This window comes from Poseidonibacter lekithochrous (assembly GCF_013283835.1).
Lineage (GTDB): Bacteria > Campylobacterota > Campylobacteria > Campylobacterales > Arcobacteraceae > Poseidonibacter > Poseidonibacter lekithochrous.
In genome coordinates this window covers 270,991-287,082 of sequence record NZ_CP054052.1, presented here as the reverse complement: position 1 = coordinate 287,082, position 16,092 = coordinate 270,991, and the positions used below count along the sequence as shown (strand labels likewise).

Genomic DNA, 16,092 nt, shown 5'->3' with positions numbered 1-16,092 from the left:
ATGTAAATTAGTGGTACTCCCAGCACGATTCGAACGTGCGACCTACGCCTTAGAAGGGCGTTGCTCTATCCAGCTGAGCTATGGAAGCATCAAAAAATAAAAATGGGGTAAGTAACCGGAATCGAACCGGCGACCCTCTGAACCACAACCAGATGCTCTAACCAACTGAGCTATACCTACCACATGAATTTAAAAATGGTCGGAGTGAAAGGACTCGAACCTTCGACCCCCTGGTCCCAAACCAGGTGCGCTACCAGGCTGCGCTACACTCCGACTGGTATGCCTTTTGAGTTGTTTCTCTCAAAAAGTGGACGGAATTATATTAAGTTTTTAATCTTTTGTCAAGTACTTTTTTAAAAAAAATAGGTAAATTTTTAAATTTATAGTTTTTACTATTTTTTTATTGCTTTTAAGCATGGTTTTTGACATATTTTTAAGATTTAATTAATAATTCTAGCATTTTTTTACTTATTGTAAATTCAAATATCACTGTTTTTATGACAAAATAGCTATTTAGGCTTAGGAAATTTCTAGAGAAAAGTATAAAGAATTTGTAAATTTGTTAAATTTGATTAAAAAAAGAGATAATTTATGAGTTTTTATATATAAGATTTAAAATAAAAAGAGAAAAACTCTTTTTATTTTATTAGAACTGAATTAATCCATCAATTGGAGATGAAGCAGTTGCATAAGGTTTTTTTGGAATTCTACCTGCTTTATAAGATAATCTTCCAGCAATAGTTGCATATTTAAATGCTTCTGCCATTGCCATTGGATTTTGAGCTTGTGCAATTGCAGTATTAGCTAAAATACCATCTGCACCTAATTCCATTGCATAAGAAGCATCAGAAGCACAACCTAATCCAGCATCAACTAATACAGGAACATTAACAGCATCTCTAATGAAAGCAATATTATATGGATTTTGAATCCCAAGTCCTGAACCAATTGGTGCAGCTAAAGGCATAATTGCATCAGCACCAGCACTTTCTAATTGTTTTGCAATAATTGGATCATCACTTGTATATGCCATTACTGTAAAACCATCTTTCTTTAATACTTCACAAGCTTTGATTGTTTCAATAACATCTGGGTATAAAGTTTTTTTAGCATCACCAATAACTTCAAGTTTAATAATATCAATACCTGTAGCTTCTCTCATTAGTCTAAATGTAGTAATTGCTTCTTCAGCCGTAAAACATCCTGCAGAGTTTGGAAGTAGTTTTACATTTGTATCTTTAAAATAGTCTAATAAGTTTTCTTCATTTGGATTTGTAATGTTAACTCTTCTAATTGCAACAGTGATAAGTTCACTACCTGAAGCTAAAGTTGCATCTTTAGTTGTTTGGAAAGAATCATATTTCCCTGAACCAACAATAAGTCTACTATTAAATTCGTAATTACCAACTTTTAAAATGTTGTCATTCATATTGTGTTTTCTCCTATAAATTTTAAATATTTTTTGCTTGAATTTGTTATATCTATTTGTATAATTTCAGGCACATCATAGCTATGTAATTCTTTGATTTTGCTTTTGACTTTTTCAAAGTTTTCTTTTCTGGTTTTTATATTTAGAAGTGTTTCATTATCACAACAGAATTCATTTTTCCATGAATAAAAAGATTCAATTTCAGATAATTGAATACAAGCAGCAAGCTTTTCTTCTATTAAAACCTTTGCAATATTCTTAGCTTCTAGCTTTGAACAACATGTAGTTTGTATTATTACAGCATTCATAATTTTTTCACCTCTTCTACTAAATCTGATGGAATTAAAGAATAGTCATTCTTCTTATATTTACTAGCAGCTAAAGTATGAGCTAAACTAGCATGTATTGCTGCATCTAAAGGTTTATACCTTTGGGCTAATAATGATGCAATTAAACCACTAAGAACATCACCACTTCCACCTTTACTTAAAATTGAACTTCCAAGTGGGTTAATATACATAGTTTTATCATTAGCAATAATTACATTTGCACCTTTTAAAAGTAAAATAACATTAGGATATTTATTTGTAAACTTTTCTACATATAAAAATCTATTAGCTTGTAATGTATCTATGTTTATATTAGCAATATCACATAATTTAAGTAAGGCACAAAACTCTTTTGGATGTGGTGTTAAAACTACATCTTTATGTAAAACATCCAATATAACATCTTCATAAAATAGATCTGCATCAATAATAGTAGGAATCTCTTTTGACAATATTTCTTTTACTTCATTTAATTCATATTTACCTAGTCCCATACCAATTCCTATAGCTGAACAGTTCTCACTTAAAAAGTGACTTTGCATAATATGATAAGGTAAATCTAAATCTTCATGAGAAACCACACTAACTAAGCCAGCTCCAAATCCAAATGCAGCTTTTGCGGCAATAATTCCTGCACCTTTTTTACATCCCACTACAACATTTAAATGTCCGTAAGAGCCTTTGTGAGTATTTTTCTTATTTCTAAAAGGCAATATAATATCTTTTTCTTCTAAAAGGTATTTATCAGTATCAACTTCATATATTTCTCGAGAAAGTGCTAAATTAGCAACAATTACATTTCCTACATAATCTTTTGACACATCTGTATAAAGGCTAGTTTTTAAAGCACCCATAGTAATGGTAGTATCTGCAAAAAAAGCATTATCTTCAACCTGTCCATCACTATTAATACCACTTGGAATATCACAAGATATTTTCACTGAATCAAAAGAGTTTAATTGCTCTATTAATTTAATTGAATTTTTATCTAAAGCTCTATTAAGGCCAGAACCAAATATACAATCTATTACAATATCACTTTCTTCTAAAGTATCTATTGTATTAATACCAAGAAGTTGGACTCTTTTATATTGTAAAATTGCCATTTTAGATTTTGGTTGAGAAGATAAATATAAATTGATTTTGTATTTTTTATAAAGTAATCGTGCAAGGGCTATTCCATCAGCTCCATTATTTCCAGAACCACAAACAATTAAAATAGTTTTTTTATCTTGATAGTTTTCTTGAATATGTAAGGACATTGCATTTGCTGCATGTTCCATAAGTATATCTTCTGTAAGTGCAAATTCTTCATAACATCTTTTATCTAATGAGTTAAGCTCGTCAAATATTTTTTGCATATGCTTTCCTTTTAAGAGTTAAAAATATAAGGGATGAAAAGAAATTATTTAAATTTCCATCCATCTGCTTCTAAAATAGTTTTAATTTTGTCTTTTACATTACCTTGTAATTCAATCCATTCATCTTTGATTGAACCACCACAAGCAAGTTTTTTCTTAAGAAGTTTTAGTACATCTTTTTTATCTTTATCATTAAGATAAAATCTTCCTACAAGTGTAACAGGTTTTCCTCTTCTTTTTTCAAAAGTAAAAACCAGTTGATGTTGATTCTTTGGAATAATTCCATTTGAAGGTTTTTTATTCTTTTTATCATTTTTAGATGTATCATAGTCATCCCCATCTAAATTTGCACCCATTTCAAAAATCATGAACACGCCTTTATTCTAGTTTGAACATCAATTTCATCAATACTAATAAAATCTTTGTTTTTATATTGTTCAACTGCCACACGACCTATCATCGCTGCATTATCAGAACAATATTTCAATTCACTTAAAAATAGTTTTGTTTTATGAGTATTACATAATTCTTCTATTTGTGTTCGTAGATATATATTAGCACTAGCCCCACCAACTATTGCAAAGTTTTTTGGAGCTTTTTGTTTAAATAGTTTTTTTGTTTTTTGCATAATATGAGCAACTGCTGTTTTTTGAAAAGAAGCACATACATCATATTTATCTTGTTCACTAAGACCAGTTTCACTATTTTCAAGTTTTTCTATTTTCATTCTTACTGCATTTTTTAAACCTGAATATGAAAACATGATTTCTGGACTTTGTCTTAAAGGTACTGGAAGTTCAATTTTATTTTCATCACCTTTTAATCCATATTCTTGAACAACAGGGCCACCTGGATATCCTAATCCCATCATTTTTGAAACTTTATCAAAACTTTCACCAAAAGAGTCATCAATAGTACTTGCAATAATTTTCATATCAGTTAAAGAGTTTGCTTCAATAATCTGAGTATGTCCACCTGATACTAAAAGAATAGTTATAGGCATAATTTCTTGTTTTTCTATAAAAAGAGAATAAATGTGCCCTTTTAAATGATTAACTGCAATTAGGGGTAAATTTAAACTAATAGCTAAAGCTTTAGCCATTGTTACACCTTCCATTAAAGTTACAGATAAACCAGGAGCATTAGTAACAGCAATTGCTTTTAGTTTAGGGAAATACTCTTCACACTCTTCTAGAATTTTAGGTAAGGCTTCAATATGTAATCTTGCAGCTAGTTCTGGAACTACTCCACCATAAACACTATGCTGTAGCTCTTGAGATATTTTCTTATGATAAACTAATTCTAATGTTTGTGAATCTGTTATAGCTATTGAGCTATCATCACAAGAACTTTCTATACTTAATATCATTTACACATAACCCTTATCATTTTCTTCTTTTGTTAACCACTCTAATGCAAAGTCATGACTACCAAAGCCAGAATCCGCATTAATATGACCTGCATCTTTCATTACATTTATTTCAACATTTAAAGCTTCTTTTAACTGCATCGCTTCTTCTTCACTCATATATGGATCATTTGTAGAAGCTAACATAATTATCTCTTTTGCTTTTAAATCTTTAGCTATTGGGTAAGGATAAAAACTTTGAGCTTCTTTTACTACTCTTGTTCTACTAACTGGTGCTACAAGCATTAATTTTTCTAAAGAAATATCTAATTCATCACAAGTATGAAACCATAATACATTTGCTAATGAATGGCAAATTACAATTTGGGGATTAAAGTGTTCAATTTCTTTTTTTAAATTCTCTTTCCAAATAGATAACTCTGGATTATTTCTATTTGGAAATGCTGGGAAAGAGACAACAGAATGTTGTTTAATTAAATCAGCTGCTAATTGGGCTTGCCAGTGAGGATAATCACTTCCACCTAAACCATGAAGTATTAGAACTTTTTTGTTCATATAATTACCTTTATTTTATATCTTTTACACATCTTACATATTTCTTTTTATGTCTACTATCATAATATGGTGTTCCACTTACAAAATGCATATAATCAGCATAAAACCACAATGTTCTCCAATGTGCTTTTTCTGCCCAATATCCATCTGGAACATTGTATTTGAAAGCTCTTTTTATATAATTTTTATAATTTCTTTTATTAACTATTGTTTCAAATTCTTTGATTACAGGTATTCTCCAATCAGAGTAGCCTGCAAAAATTAGATCTTCACAATAAGTAATTGCATCTTCATGGGTTTTTAATACTTTAATTACTGAAGAGCTATCAACCCACATAAGGTTATTTGTAGTATCTAAAACAACTTCTATATTATTCTTTCTATATACTCTTGCATCTAAAAGAGATACAAAAATAAAAATTAGTATTAAATATTTCATAACTTATCCTTTTAAGTTATTAATAGTAAACTTTCCTTTTTCCAAAGTTGGTTTTACTTTTTCATCTAAAAGTTCAATATGTAATTTGTATTTTGTTTTATAAAGAAGACCTACTAGCTCTTTATGAGGCACTTCTTCTTTATCATTAACAGTTGAAGTATCTTTCCATTCTTCAAACTTCTTTTCATATAATTGTACTATATCTTTTTCAAATTTGCTTCTTGTATAAATAAGATATATCACAAGTGTTAATAGTATTCCAAAAGGAATTAATAAATCAAGACTCACAATAAGCCCTTACTTCTTTATCTATTTCAAATATATTTTCTATTGTTGTAGGTTTTACATTGTTGAATTTATTTAAAGCATTTAGAGTCATTTTAGATACATCCAAAAATCCAATTTCTGAGTTTAAGAACTTTGATACAGCAACTTCATTTGCTGCATTTAGAACTACTCCTAAATCAAGATTAGAAATAATCTCATCTTTTGCTTCCCAAATTGGGTATCTTGAAGTTTCAATCTTTTTAAACTCTAAAGATGATACTTGTAATAAATCTACTGGTTCTAGAATTTGTTCATCACATTTACCTAAAATTGCATAAGCAATTGGAAGTTGCATAGAAGCATTTGCTATATGTGCAGTTGTGCTTCCATCTTCAAAATTAATAAGTGCATGAATTAATGATTTTGTTTCAATAATGGCATCAAGTTTTCTAATATCAAATAACCAAGCAGCTTCCATTAGTTCAAACATTTTATTTGTCATAGTTGCAGAATCAATAGTGATTTTATTCCCCATTGACCAGTTTGGATGGTTTAAAGCTTCTTTGATTGATACATTAGCTAATTGATCCAGTGGATAATCTCTAAAAGAACCACCACTTGCAGTAACTAACATGGAATTGATTTTTTTATCTTGTAATAAATACCATAATCCAAAATGTTCAGAATCAATAGGGCTTAGTTTTGTTTGATCAATAAACTTACCAGCAACAACCAGTGATTCTTTGTTTGCTAATGCAATTTTTTTACCACATTCAATTGCTTTTAGTGTAGGTTTTAAACCTAAGAAACCAACAAGAGCATTTACAACAGTTTTTGAATCACTGTTTTGTATTGCTTCTAAAATTGATTCTTCCCCAAAAGATACATTAGAATGATCTACTTTATGGATATCTTCTTTGTTTGCAATTACTACTTTTTTAGGATTAAATTCTTTTATTTGTGCATTTAAGACTTCAATATTTCTTCCAGCTACAAGAACTTCAACATTTAAGTTGAATTTTCTTGCAATATTTAAAGTATTTACACCAATAGAACCTGTACTTCCTAATACAATCACATTACCATCCTAAGAAGAATTAGCATAACTACAGCACCAAAAAGGTAACCATCTGTTCTATCTAATACTCCACCATGACCTGGTAAAATACTACCACTATCTTTTACACCAGCTTCTCTTTTTAAATATGACTCAAAAAGGTCTCCAAATACTGAAGCAAAAGCTACAATAATTGAAATCATTACAGCAGTAAATGCACTAAGTTGATCATCTGCAAAGTAAGTTCCTAAAACACCTGCGATTAAAACTCCACCTAATACACCTTCAATAGTTTTATTTGGACTTGTTTCACAAAATTTTGTTTTTCCAATACTTTTACCAACAAAATAAGCACCAGTATCAGCACCTGCAACAATAAATAATAACCACCAAATAACTTGAATCCCATATTCAGTATATAATGATAATAAAAATAAAAATGAAGCTAAAGGATATAAAATTGGTAAAATTATTTTAGGATTAGCTTTTTTGCTATATGCAATAACTGATCCCATTACAACTAAAGCGATAAATGTTAATTCCATAGGATTTGGATAGAAATAAGCTACAAGCCAGATAATACCTGCATATTGATATACAGAGTAGTCATTCTCAACTTTAAATAGTTTTTTAGCTTCCGAAATTCCTGCCATTAAAAAGAATCCAAAGAATAACCATATAAAGAATAAAGTATCAATATAAGATACTAATATAAATATTAGAAATAAAACTAGAGCAGTTTTAATTCTTGTAGAACTCTCTTTTACAATGTTCAACATAACAAACCTTTATTTTTTCGTTATATTACCATTATTTCACTTTGGGAATTGTAAGTGAAATGTAAATGATAAGAAACTAGAATAAATAACTAAAGGCTAATCCATAAAATAGTGAATTTTTCGTCTCAACTAAAGGTGATTTTTCAAATACTGCACCATCTAAATAATAGTGTTTTATAAAACCACCATACCAGAATTTATCGTCTTTTTTTGTTAATGCTAAGCTCGTATGAAAACCTGAATATCCACTTTTAGAAGAGTATTGTTCTCTTGATGAAGTTACATATTGAGATTGTACTTCATAATAGTAATCATTAATTTTTTTATCATTAAATCCTAAACCACTAGTAATAATAAAATTATATTCTGAGAAAATTCTATCTTTATATTGTAAGTCTAAAGAAGCCAATGCTCCTTGATATTCAAACATAGAATCACTTCCTAAAGAAAAAGCTGCTCTTAGAGGTAATAAAAGACTTAACTTAGAATTATCTACTTCTCTTAGATTATATGTAAGCATTGGTCCAAATTCTAAAATAGTATCTAGATTTGGCATTCCTTCTCTTGCAGTATCTTCACTCTTTGAAGGTAACATACCTCTAATACTTACTTCCATTTGAAGTCTGTTTTTATCATAGAATTGATTATAAATCTTATCTCTATTAATATTAAAATACTTACCTTTATAATCAATATATGGAAAGGGTAAAAATCTATTATTTTGTTTATTAGAACCAATATAAGCAGGTGTAGAAATAAAACCAACACCAAGTCCATAACTTAACTCTTTGGCATACATACTAACAAATAGAATACTTAATAATAAAATCTTCTTTAACATTTTTTACACCTAATAATAGTTTGACAAAGACCTAGTTCATGTGTGTCTTCGATTATCTCTAATCCAGCTTTTTCTATAAATTTTATAAAATCTGTATATTTAAACATTTTGCTATATCCATTTGCCATAGCTGTAAAGTATGGCGAAGTATTAATTACACAATATGCTGCTGTTTCATTACTTTGTTTATCCCAAAAAGGTTCCATAATACATATTTCACTATCTTCATTCATAGAAATTCTAATCTTCTTTAGAATATTTACTATTTGTTCTTCTTTAAAACAATCTAAAAATTGGCTCATCCAATAAATATCAAAGCCTTTTGGAATTACAGTATCTTCTAATAAGATATTAGCCTCATAAGTAGCAATATTTTGAATATTTTTTTCATAAATTGTTTGTTTTGCAAGTTTAATTTGCTGAGGAAGATCCATAATTGTAATTTCAATATCAGGATTAGATGAAGCAAAAAGAGTGGCAAACTTTCCAGTATTTCCACCAATATCTAAAATACTTTTAGGCTTTAGTTCTTCAAGTTTTTTAATTGCAGCAGAAAAAGCTGAATCAGAATATAAATGATCAAAAGTAAACCAACTGTCTTTAGCATCTTTCGGAAGAGTTGATAAAGCTGGATAAATTGTATCCCATTGGCCAAATACTTTTAAACCTTCTGCTTTTTCATTCTTGATTGCAGCATCTAAATAAAACAGACCTTGATAATTCACATGATGATTATAATTCATATTTGCATTTGTCATTTTATCACTATTAATAAAAAAACCAATTTTAGAAAGAGTTACCTTTTCATCTTTTATGAAAACAACTCCAGCACTTAATGCAGTTTCACATAAAACCTGAATTCCATACTTTGTTAAAGAACATTTAATTGCTAACTCTTCATATGTGAAACCATCTTTACTTTTAGATAAAATATCTAAAATATTTAAATCTCTCATTGTTCTTACAACTTGGAAAACAATAGGAGCAAAGGCTATTTTTTGGGCTTCATACTGTGCTTCAATCGCAGTTAAATCTTCATAGTTATTAAAAAACTCTTTTTCCACTATTTTCCTTATTTTTTATCTAAAGCAATTGTGATTTTACCACTTACGTAAGCAATATCATTGTTTTTTAATTGGAAACTATATTCACTCATACTTCCAAAATCAAATGTTCTTTCTATTTCTACAATTGCTTCTGTAAAATTCATATCTTCTATTAAAAGAATATCTTTTAAAGAAACTAAAAATCCTATTTTAGGATCAGAAGATTCTTGTGCAAATCCTGCACTACTTTGTGCAGCAGCTTCACAAGCCATTGCTAAAGTAGGAGAAAAAGGAAATTTACAACTTGCAATAATTTTATTATCACAAGAGCTTAATACCTCATTTGCAAATCTAATTGGTTCTTGATGTGGCAAATTCATATTTGAATCTCAATTACATTTTGTTTATTTTCATCATAGTTTTTTGCAATTTCTATCATTTGAGAAATTGATTCTGGATACTTTGAGTTATTTTCATTTAAAATATTTATATTTGCTTTCTCTTCTGTAACTCTTACTTTTAAAGCAACAACATTTTCTAAAGTATTAATACATTTATTTATTTGTTCAATATTTTCTATATTCATTGTTTCACTAGCTAGTAATAAAATTTCATCACCATCTAAAGCTTTAATTGCACCAACTTTTAGAATTTTTTCAGCAGTTTTATCTCCACTAGAAATAGTCAGTATCTCATTTTTATTGTTTTTTAGAATTGATAAATAAGATACAGCAGTATTATAAACTGAGTTTTGGAAATCAGTAGGAGAAATCATTTGATCATTTAAAATTGCACTAAGAATATTGGCACTTGCTTTTAATTCACCGAATGCACTTCCATAAACAATTCTTCCATTTTCAAAACCTACTTTTTCTACAGCTTCTACTACTAGTTTTGCAGCTCTTGTTAATCTTCTTCTAAAAACCATTTTAGGAACTAACTCTTTTGTTCGTAAATCACTAATTTCTTCATCTGCAACTAAATAAGTAGCACTAAGTATTTCTAAATTAATTTTCATTACATTTCCCAAAAACTAAACTTGTGTTATTACCACCAAAAGCAAAAGAGTTACTAACCACATAGTTTAAGTTAGAAGATAAAGCTTCATTTGTAAAAGATATATCATCTCTATTTGGAGTTTCCAAATCTTTACATGGAACAACTATTTGTTTTTGCAAACACATAACAGATATTATGGCTTCAATAGCACCTGCTGCACCTAATGTATGCCCTGTAAATGATTTAGTTGAGCCTAAATATGGTTTATTAGTAAATAAAGAAGCAACTGCATTTGCTTCGCTGTTATCGTTTGCAATTGTTCCCGTACCATGAGCATTAATATAATCAACTTGTTCAAAAGTAATACTTGCATCACTCAAAGCATTTTCTATAGCATTTTTTGCACCTAATCCATCAGGATGAGGCTGAGTCATATGATGAGAATCAGAACTATAACCAACTCCACATAACTCTACACTATTTTCTGTTTTTTCATCTTGTAAAAGTAATATGGCAATAGCTTCAGATACATTCATACCCTCTCTATTTTTATCAAAAGGAGTACAAGGTTTTGAAGATAATACACTTAATGCAGCAAAACCACATACTGTAGTTGAACATAGAGAATCAGCCCCTACAACTAATACATTTTTATAAATACCTTTTGATAATACCTCTTTTGCATAACCCAAAGCATTTGCACTTGAAGTACAAGCAGTTGAAAAAGATACATCATCATAAAATGTAAACTCTTTTTTTAGATTATAAGCAATAGAATCAATTGTATGTTCTTTATAATCAATATTTTCATAAGATTTATCTTGGAAATATACACTTTCAGTTACACCCATTCCACCAACAGAAGATCCAACAATAAGTAAAGTATTTGAATAATCACTTAATGATGATTCATCTAATACCCTTTTACAACCTTCAAGTAATAATTCTTTAAAAGATTTATCGTTTTTTATCTTTCCAATTGCAACATTTCTATCTTTTACATAAGTTGAGTCAATAGAGATACAATCTTTTTTTTCACAGATTGATTCAAAAAGTTCTTCTGCTGAATTTCCAGCAGAAGATATTGCATGAAAGTTGTTTATATAAGCTTTTTTATTTATTTTCATTAATAAATGTTAATAAGCTATTAACAGAAGCAAAAATTGTATTATATTCTTCAGGATTTTGAATTTTTACTCCATACTCTTTTTCAATAATTAAAACTAGTTCAATTGAATCAACAGAATCCAATCCTAATCCATCATCTCCAAATAGTGCATCATCATCACCTATTTCGTCAGTTTCGATGTCTTCTAAGTTTAATCCTTGAATTAATACTTCTTTAAATTCTTTACTTGTTATTGCCATTATTTTACATTTCCTTCTTTTTATTGCAAAAATTATATTATTATAGTGCTTATAGATAATTTATATCATCTTTTTATATTTAATAATAATTAAGTTAATATAATATTTAGTGATAAAAAAGTAAAATTACATTAATTTTACAAGAAAGAAATAGATGAACTTTACAAACGATTTGTATACTATAATTAGAGAAGATGAAAAAAGTATAGAAATTCTTTTATCAAATGAGAAACATCCCGTTTTTTGTGCACATTTCCCTGATATGCCAATATTACCTGGTTTTTTACAAATTGATATAGCACAAGAATTATTTAACATAAAAATTAAAAAAATTAAAAAAACTAAGTTCTTAAATATTATAAAACCTAATAATCAAATTATATTTAGTCAAATCAAAAATAAGATTCTTATAACGAATCTTGAAGATAAAAAAATAAGTGAGATAATTTATGAATAAATTCATTGTAATAATACCTACTTATAATAACTTCAATACTATACAAGATGTAGTAGATGACGTACTTTCTCATGGATATAATGTAATTGTAATTGATGATGGTTCTAATAAACCTCTAAGTGACTTACTAATTAAAAATGAAAAGTTAGTTATTGAAAGACACAATGAAAATAGAGGAAAAGGTCAAGCAATAATAACAGGTACTAAAAAAGCTAAAGAGCTTGGATATACGCATGTTGTTAGTTTAGATGGCGATGGTCAACACCTTGCAAGCCAAGCAAAAGTTTTAATTGATAATTGTGAAGATGAAGAGATAATAATTGGAGCAAGAAACTTCGATATTTCAAATGTTCCAAATGGTTCAAAATTTGGTAGATGGTTTAGTAATTTCTGGGCTACTTGGGATACTGGACATGAAATCACAGACTCTTTATCTGGATTTAGAATTTACCCTATTAGTATTTTAGATTTAAGTATTAAAACATCTAGATTTGATTGGGAAATGGAAGTTATTGTAAGACATGCAGATGCAGGTAAAGCAATAAAAGAAGTAGTAATTGAGTGTTATTACCCTACTTCTGAAGATAGAGTTAGTCACTTCCGTAAGTTTTGGGACACAGCAGCTATTGTTTGGGTTCATGTACAAATTTTACCATTTAAGTGGGTGAAGTACTTCTTAAAATTATTAGGTCTAAAAAAGTAATTTATGGAAACAAAACAAAGAGGTAGTGCTTGGAGTATTAAATTAGTATTTAATTTATATAAAATATTTGGTTACAACTTTATTTATTACCTAATGTATCCTGTTACATTTTTCTATTTTATATTTGCTTCTAATGTAAGGAAATCACTTAAAATATATTACAAACAATTAGATTTACCTTTCAATAATTATATATATTTTACTCATTTAAGACTATTTGCAAACTGCATGGTAGATAGATTTATCTCGAAATTTTCACCTGCATCATATAACTTTGAATATGATAATAAAGAAGAGTTTGCAAAAACGTTAGATGAAGGTACTGTTTTATTATCTTCTCACCATGGTGGCTGGGCTACGGCTGCGAATGTACCACTTACACAAAATACAGTAAATATAGTTATGCAAGAAGCTTTACTTGATGGAATAAAAAGTATTGAAAACTCAATTGAAAAGCAAAATTTCCAAGTTAATATCATTGATTTAAATGAAGGTGGAATTGCATCTTCTATTAAAATTGCACATGCATTAATGGATGACCAAGTTGTTGCAATGATGGCTGATAGAGCAAATGACAAAAAATATCATAAAAAATTAGATTTTTTTAATAAAGAAGCAGGATTTAATAAAAATCCCTTTCAAATTGCATACAAATTAAAAAAGAGCATTCTTGTTTTTTTTGTTGCATATACAAATAAACAAACATATAAAATAAAACATTTAAAAATTGAATTAGACTATTCTGTAAAAGAAGACCTTGCAGTGGATACTGCAATGAAAGAATATGTAAATATTTTAGAAAAGATACTAAAAGAATATCCAGATCAATGGTTCAATTTTTATAATTTTTGGGGAGAGTAAATGGAATTAAGTATAGATAAAAGGCACATATCTTTAGAAGAGATTAGTAATGCACAAAGTATTAAAATATCTGAAGATAAAGAGTTTATAGAATATATTAATCATACACATGATTTTATGATGAATACTATTAAACAAGGTAAACCAATTTATGGAATTACTACAGGTTACGGCGATGCAGGTAGAAATTATGTAAACTACGATGATGCCGCAAAATTACAAACAAATCTTTTTAGATTCCATGGTTGTGGTATTGGTAAAAACCTAAGTTATGAAGTGTGTAAATATGCAGTAATTTGCAGAACTATCTCTTTAAGTAAAGCACGTTCTGGTGTTTCAATAAATCTACTTCATAGATTAGAGATGCTAATTCAAAAAGATATTATTCCAGTTATTCCATCTCAAGGTTCAGTTGGTGCAAGTGGAGACTTAACACCATTGTCTTATATTGCAGCTGTTGTTGCAGGGGAGAGAGAAGTTTATTATAAAGGTGAAATCAAAGATGTAATGGAAGTTTATAATGAACTAAATATTACTCCTTATGAGTTTGAGCCTAAAGAAGCCTTAGCAATTATGAATGGTACTACTATTATGAGTGCTATTGCTCTTAAAGCTATTGAAGAGTTTGAAGTAATTTTAGATTCAATGGAATCTTATGTTGCTGGTATGTTTGAAGTATTATTAGGAGATGACACTCCTGTTGCTGATTTTGTACATGATTCAAAACCATTTAGCGGACAAATCGCAAGTGCAAAAAATATTCAAACAAAAATTCAAGGTTCAAAATTAACTCATGGTAGAGATGATAGATATGACAAATTCTTTGCTGATAATCATTTAAATATTCAAGATACATACTCAATGAGATGTGCACCTCAAGTTCTTGGAGTAATTAGAGACAATTTAAATATCTCTAAAAACTGGGTTGAAACAGAAATTAACTCTGTAAATGACAACCCATTAATTGATGGTGAAAATCAAAAGATTTATACATCTGGTAACTTCTATGGTGGATATGTAGCTCATGCTATGGATACACTTAAAATTTGTGCTGCTAACTTAGCTGACTTATTAGATAAAGAGTTTGCATTATTAGTTGACCATAAATTCAATAGAGGATTAGGTGAGAACTTAAAGTTATCAAAAGAGCCATTTTTCCACGGATTTAAAGCTATGCAGATTTCATTAAGTTCATTAAGTGCTGATGTAATCAAAAATACAACTGCTGCATCTATTCACTCAAGACCAACTGAATCTTTAAATCAAGATAAAGTATCTATGGGAACAACTGCTGCTAATGATTTTGCAAAAATGATGCCTGATTTACATAATATGTTATCAATTGCATTTATTGGAATGGCACAAGCTGTTGATATTAGAGGAGAAGCAGAAGTTTCACCACACTTAAAAAATATTCATGATGAAATTAGAGCAATTGTAAAACCTCTATATGAAGATAGAAGAATGGATATTGATATTAAGAACTTAAAAACATTATTAACTGATGGAAAATTTATATAAAGAATTAACATGGACAGAAAAAAAGTATTAGTAACAGGTGCAACGGGAAGTATTGGAGAAGCTATAGTGAAAGAGTATGCAAAAAATGATTATTTTGTATATGTTCACTATAACTCAAATCAAGAAAAAGCACAAAATATTTTAGATCAAATAGAATATGGAGAACTAATTACTTTTGATATGCAGAATAAAGAAGATATCAAAGAGAAATTAGCAGATCTTCAAATTGATGTACTTATTAATAATGCAGGTATTATCAAAGATAATCTATTTTTCTTTATGAATGATGAAGAGTGGGAAGATGTAATAAATACAAATCTTTCTGGACCTTATCAAATTATTAAAACTGTTGTTAAAAATATGATGATGCAAAAAAGTGGAAGCATAGTAAATGTAGCTTCAATATCTGGCCTTGTGGGTAATTCAGGGCAAGCTAATTATTCTGCTTCTAAGGGTGGAATAATTGCTCTTACAAAAACATTATCTATTGAACTTGGTCGTTATAATATTAGAGTAAACGCACTAGCTCCTGGAATTATTGAATCAGAAATGATTGAAAATATTCCAAATGTAAAACAAATGAAAAAAGCAATTCCCTTAGGAAGATTTGGTAAAACTGAAGAAGTTGCTAAATGTGCTTATTTTATGGGTCATGAAGCTACTTATGTTAGTGGAGAAGTACTAAACATTAGTGGTGCAATGGTTCGATAA

At 28.7% G+C, this 16,092-nt stretch carries 21 protein-coding genes and 3 tRNA genes; 5 read left to right on the top strand and 19 right to left on the bottom strand.

Annotated features, from left to right (window positions below):
* Window positions 1-11 precede the first annotated feature (11 nt).
* The 19 genes from ALEK_RS01445 to ALEK_RS01355 all read right to left on the bottom strand — a co-directional run bounded on the left by ALEK_RS01445 (window position 12) and on the right by ALEK_RS01355 (window position 11,839).
* Window positions 12-88, bottom strand: a tRNA-Arg gene (locus ALEK_RS01445).
* A gap of 15 nt (window positions 89-103) precedes the next feature.
* Window positions 104-180 (bottom strand) — tRNA-His (locus ALEK_RS01440).
* 16 nt (window positions 181-196) lie between these two features.
* Window positions 197-273 (bottom strand) — tRNA-Pro (locus ALEK_RS01435).
* A 373-nt stretch (window positions 274-646) separates the two neighbouring features.
* A complete protein-coding gene (locus ALEK_RS01430) occupies window positions 647-1,429 on the bottom strand; it encodes a thiazole synthase (protein ID WP_071626809.1) in 783 nt (260 codons plus the stop codon).
* Window positions 1,426-1,737, bottom strand: coding sequence for a divalent-cation tolerance protein CutA (cutA, locus tag ALEK_RS01425; protein WP_071626808.1), 312 nt, complete (start codon window positions 1,735-1,737; stop codon window positions 1,426-1,428). The genes ALEK_RS01430 and cutA overlap by 4 nt, the downstream gene beginning before the upstream one ends.
* A complete protein-coding gene (locus ALEK_RS01420) occupies window positions 1,734-3,119 on the bottom strand; it encodes a bifunctional ADP-dependent NAD(P)H-hydrate dehydratase/NAD(P)H-hydrate epimerase (RefSeq protein ID WP_071626807.1) in 1,386 nt (461 codons plus the stop codon). The genes cutA and ALEK_RS01420 overlap by 4 nt, the downstream gene beginning before the upstream one ends.
* Before the next feature lie 44 nt (window positions 3,120-3,163).
* Window positions 3,164-3,487: an SUI1 family translation initiation factor gene (locus ALEK_RS01415; protein ID WP_071626806.1), complete on the bottom strand. Its 324-nt coding sequence runs from the start codon at window positions 3,485-3,487 to the stop codon at window positions 3,164-3,166.
* Complete coding sequence (tsaD, locus tag ALEK_RS01410) at window positions 3,484-4,488, bottom strand: tRNA (adenosine(37)-N6)-threonylcarbamoyltransferase complex transferase subunit TsaD (RefSeq protein ID WP_071626805.1); 1,005 nt, start codon at window positions 4,486-4,488, stop codon at window positions 3,484-3,486. The genes ALEK_RS01415 and tsaD overlap by 4 nt, the downstream gene beginning before the upstream one ends.
* On the bottom strand, window positions 4,489-5,043 hold the full coding sequence (locus tag ALEK_RS01405) for an RBBP9/YdeN family alpha/beta hydrolase (protein ID WP_071626804.1): 555 nt from the start codon (window positions 5,041-5,043) through the stop codon (window positions 4,489-4,491).
* Window positions 5,044-5,053: 10 nt separating this feature from the next.
* Window positions 5,054-5,482: an Lcl C-terminal domain-containing protein gene (locus tag ALEK_RS01400; RefSeq protein ID WP_071626803.1), complete on the bottom strand. Its 429-nt coding sequence runs from the start codon at window positions 5,480-5,482 to the stop codon at window positions 5,054-5,056.
* A gap of 3 nt (window positions 5,483-5,485) precedes the next feature.
* Window positions 5,486-5,770 carry a hypothetical protein gene (locus tag ALEK_RS01395; RefSeq protein WP_071626802.1) on the bottom strand — a complete coding sequence of 95 codons (285 nt, stop codon included), beginning with the start codon at window positions 5,768-5,770 and terminating at the stop codon, window positions 5,486-5,488.
* A complete protein-coding gene (gene dxr, locus ALEK_RS01390) occupies window positions 5,760-6,827 on the bottom strand; it encodes a 1-deoxy-D-xylulose-5-phosphate reductoisomerase (protein WP_071626801.1) in 1,068 nt (355 codons plus the stop codon). The genes ALEK_RS01395 and dxr overlap by 11 nt, the downstream gene beginning before the upstream one ends.
* Window positions 6,824-7,585: a phosphatidate cytidylyltransferase gene (locus ALEK_RS01385; protein WP_071626800.1), complete on the bottom strand. Its 762-nt coding sequence runs from the start codon at window positions 7,583-7,585 to the stop codon at window positions 6,824-6,826. Before ALEK_RS01385 ends, dxr begins: the two co-directional genes overlap by 4 nt.
* A 76-nt stretch (window positions 7,586-7,661) precedes the next feature.
* On the bottom strand, window positions 7,662-8,426 hold the full coding sequence (locus tag ALEK_RS01380) for a MipA/OmpV family protein (RefSeq protein ID WP_071626799.1): 765 nt from the start codon (window positions 8,424-8,426) through the stop codon (window positions 7,662-7,664).
* A complete protein-coding gene (locus tag ALEK_RS01375; RefSeq protein ID WP_071626798.1) occupies window positions 8,420-9,490 on the bottom strand; it encodes a class I SAM-dependent methyltransferase in 1,071 nt (356 codons plus the stop codon). The genes ALEK_RS01380 and ALEK_RS01375 overlap by 7 nt, the downstream gene beginning before the upstream one ends.
* A gap of 8 nt (window positions 9,491-9,498) precedes the next feature.
* A complete protein-coding gene (locus ALEK_RS01370) occupies window positions 9,499-9,852 on the bottom strand; it encodes a hypothetical protein (protein ID WP_071626797.1) in 354 nt (117 codons plus the stop codon).
* A complete protein-coding gene (locus ALEK_RS01365; RefSeq protein ID WP_071626796.1) occupies window positions 9,849-10,490 on the bottom strand; it encodes a beta-ketoacyl synthase chain length factor in 642 nt (213 codons plus the stop codon). The genes ALEK_RS01370 and ALEK_RS01365 overlap by 4 nt, the downstream gene beginning before the upstream one ends.
* Entirely contained in the window at window positions 10,480-11,598 is a 1,119-nt protein-coding gene (locus ALEK_RS01360) for a beta-ketoacyl-[acyl-carrier-protein] synthase family protein (RefSeq protein WP_071626795.1), read from the bottom strand. Before ALEK_RS01360 ends, ALEK_RS01365 begins: the two co-directional genes overlap by 11 nt.
* On the bottom strand, window positions 11,585-11,839 hold the full coding sequence (locus ALEK_RS01355; RefSeq protein ID WP_071626794.1) for a phosphopantetheine-binding protein: 255 nt from the start codon (window positions 11,837-11,839) through the stop codon (window positions 11,585-11,587). Before ALEK_RS01355 ends, ALEK_RS01360 begins: the two co-directional genes overlap by 14 nt.
* Before the next feature lie 154 nt (window positions 11,840-11,993).
* On the opposite strand from ALEK_RS01355, the gene ALEK_RS01350 reads away from it, so the two are divergent.
* Genes ALEK_RS01350 through ALEK_RS01330 form a run of 5 tightly spaced genes read left to right on the top strand, consistent with a single transcriptional unit; the run spans window position 11,994 to window position 16,092 of the window.
* Window positions 11,994-12,296 (top strand): ApeI family dehydratase, encoded by a 303-nt coding sequence (locus ALEK_RS01350; RefSeq protein WP_071626793.1) that lies wholly within the window; start codon window positions 11,994-11,996, stop codon window positions 12,294-12,296.
* Entirely contained in the window at window positions 12,289-12,999 is a 711-nt protein-coding gene (locus ALEK_RS01345; protein WP_071626792.1) for a glycosyltransferase family 2 protein, read from the top strand. The genes ALEK_RS01350 and ALEK_RS01345 overlap by 8 nt, the downstream gene beginning before the upstream one ends.
* Before the next feature lie 3 nt (window positions 13,000-13,002).
* Complete coding sequence (locus tag ALEK_RS01340) at window positions 13,003-13,860, top strand: lysophospholipid acyltransferase family protein (RefSeq protein WP_071626791.1); 858 nt, start codon at window positions 13,003-13,005, stop codon at window positions 13,858-13,860.
* Window positions 13,861-15,381 carry an HAL/PAL/TAL family ammonia-lyase gene (locus ALEK_RS01335; RefSeq protein ID WP_071626790.1) on the top strand — a complete coding sequence of 507 codons (1,521 nt, stop codon included), beginning with the start codon at window positions 13,861-13,863 and terminating at the stop codon, window positions 15,379-15,381.
* Between the two features lie 9 nt (window positions 15,382-15,390).
* On the top strand, window positions 15,391-16,092 hold the full coding sequence (locus ALEK_RS01330; protein WP_071626789.1) for an SDR family NAD(P)-dependent oxidoreductase: 702 nt from the start codon (window positions 15,391-15,393) through the stop codon (window positions 16,090-16,092).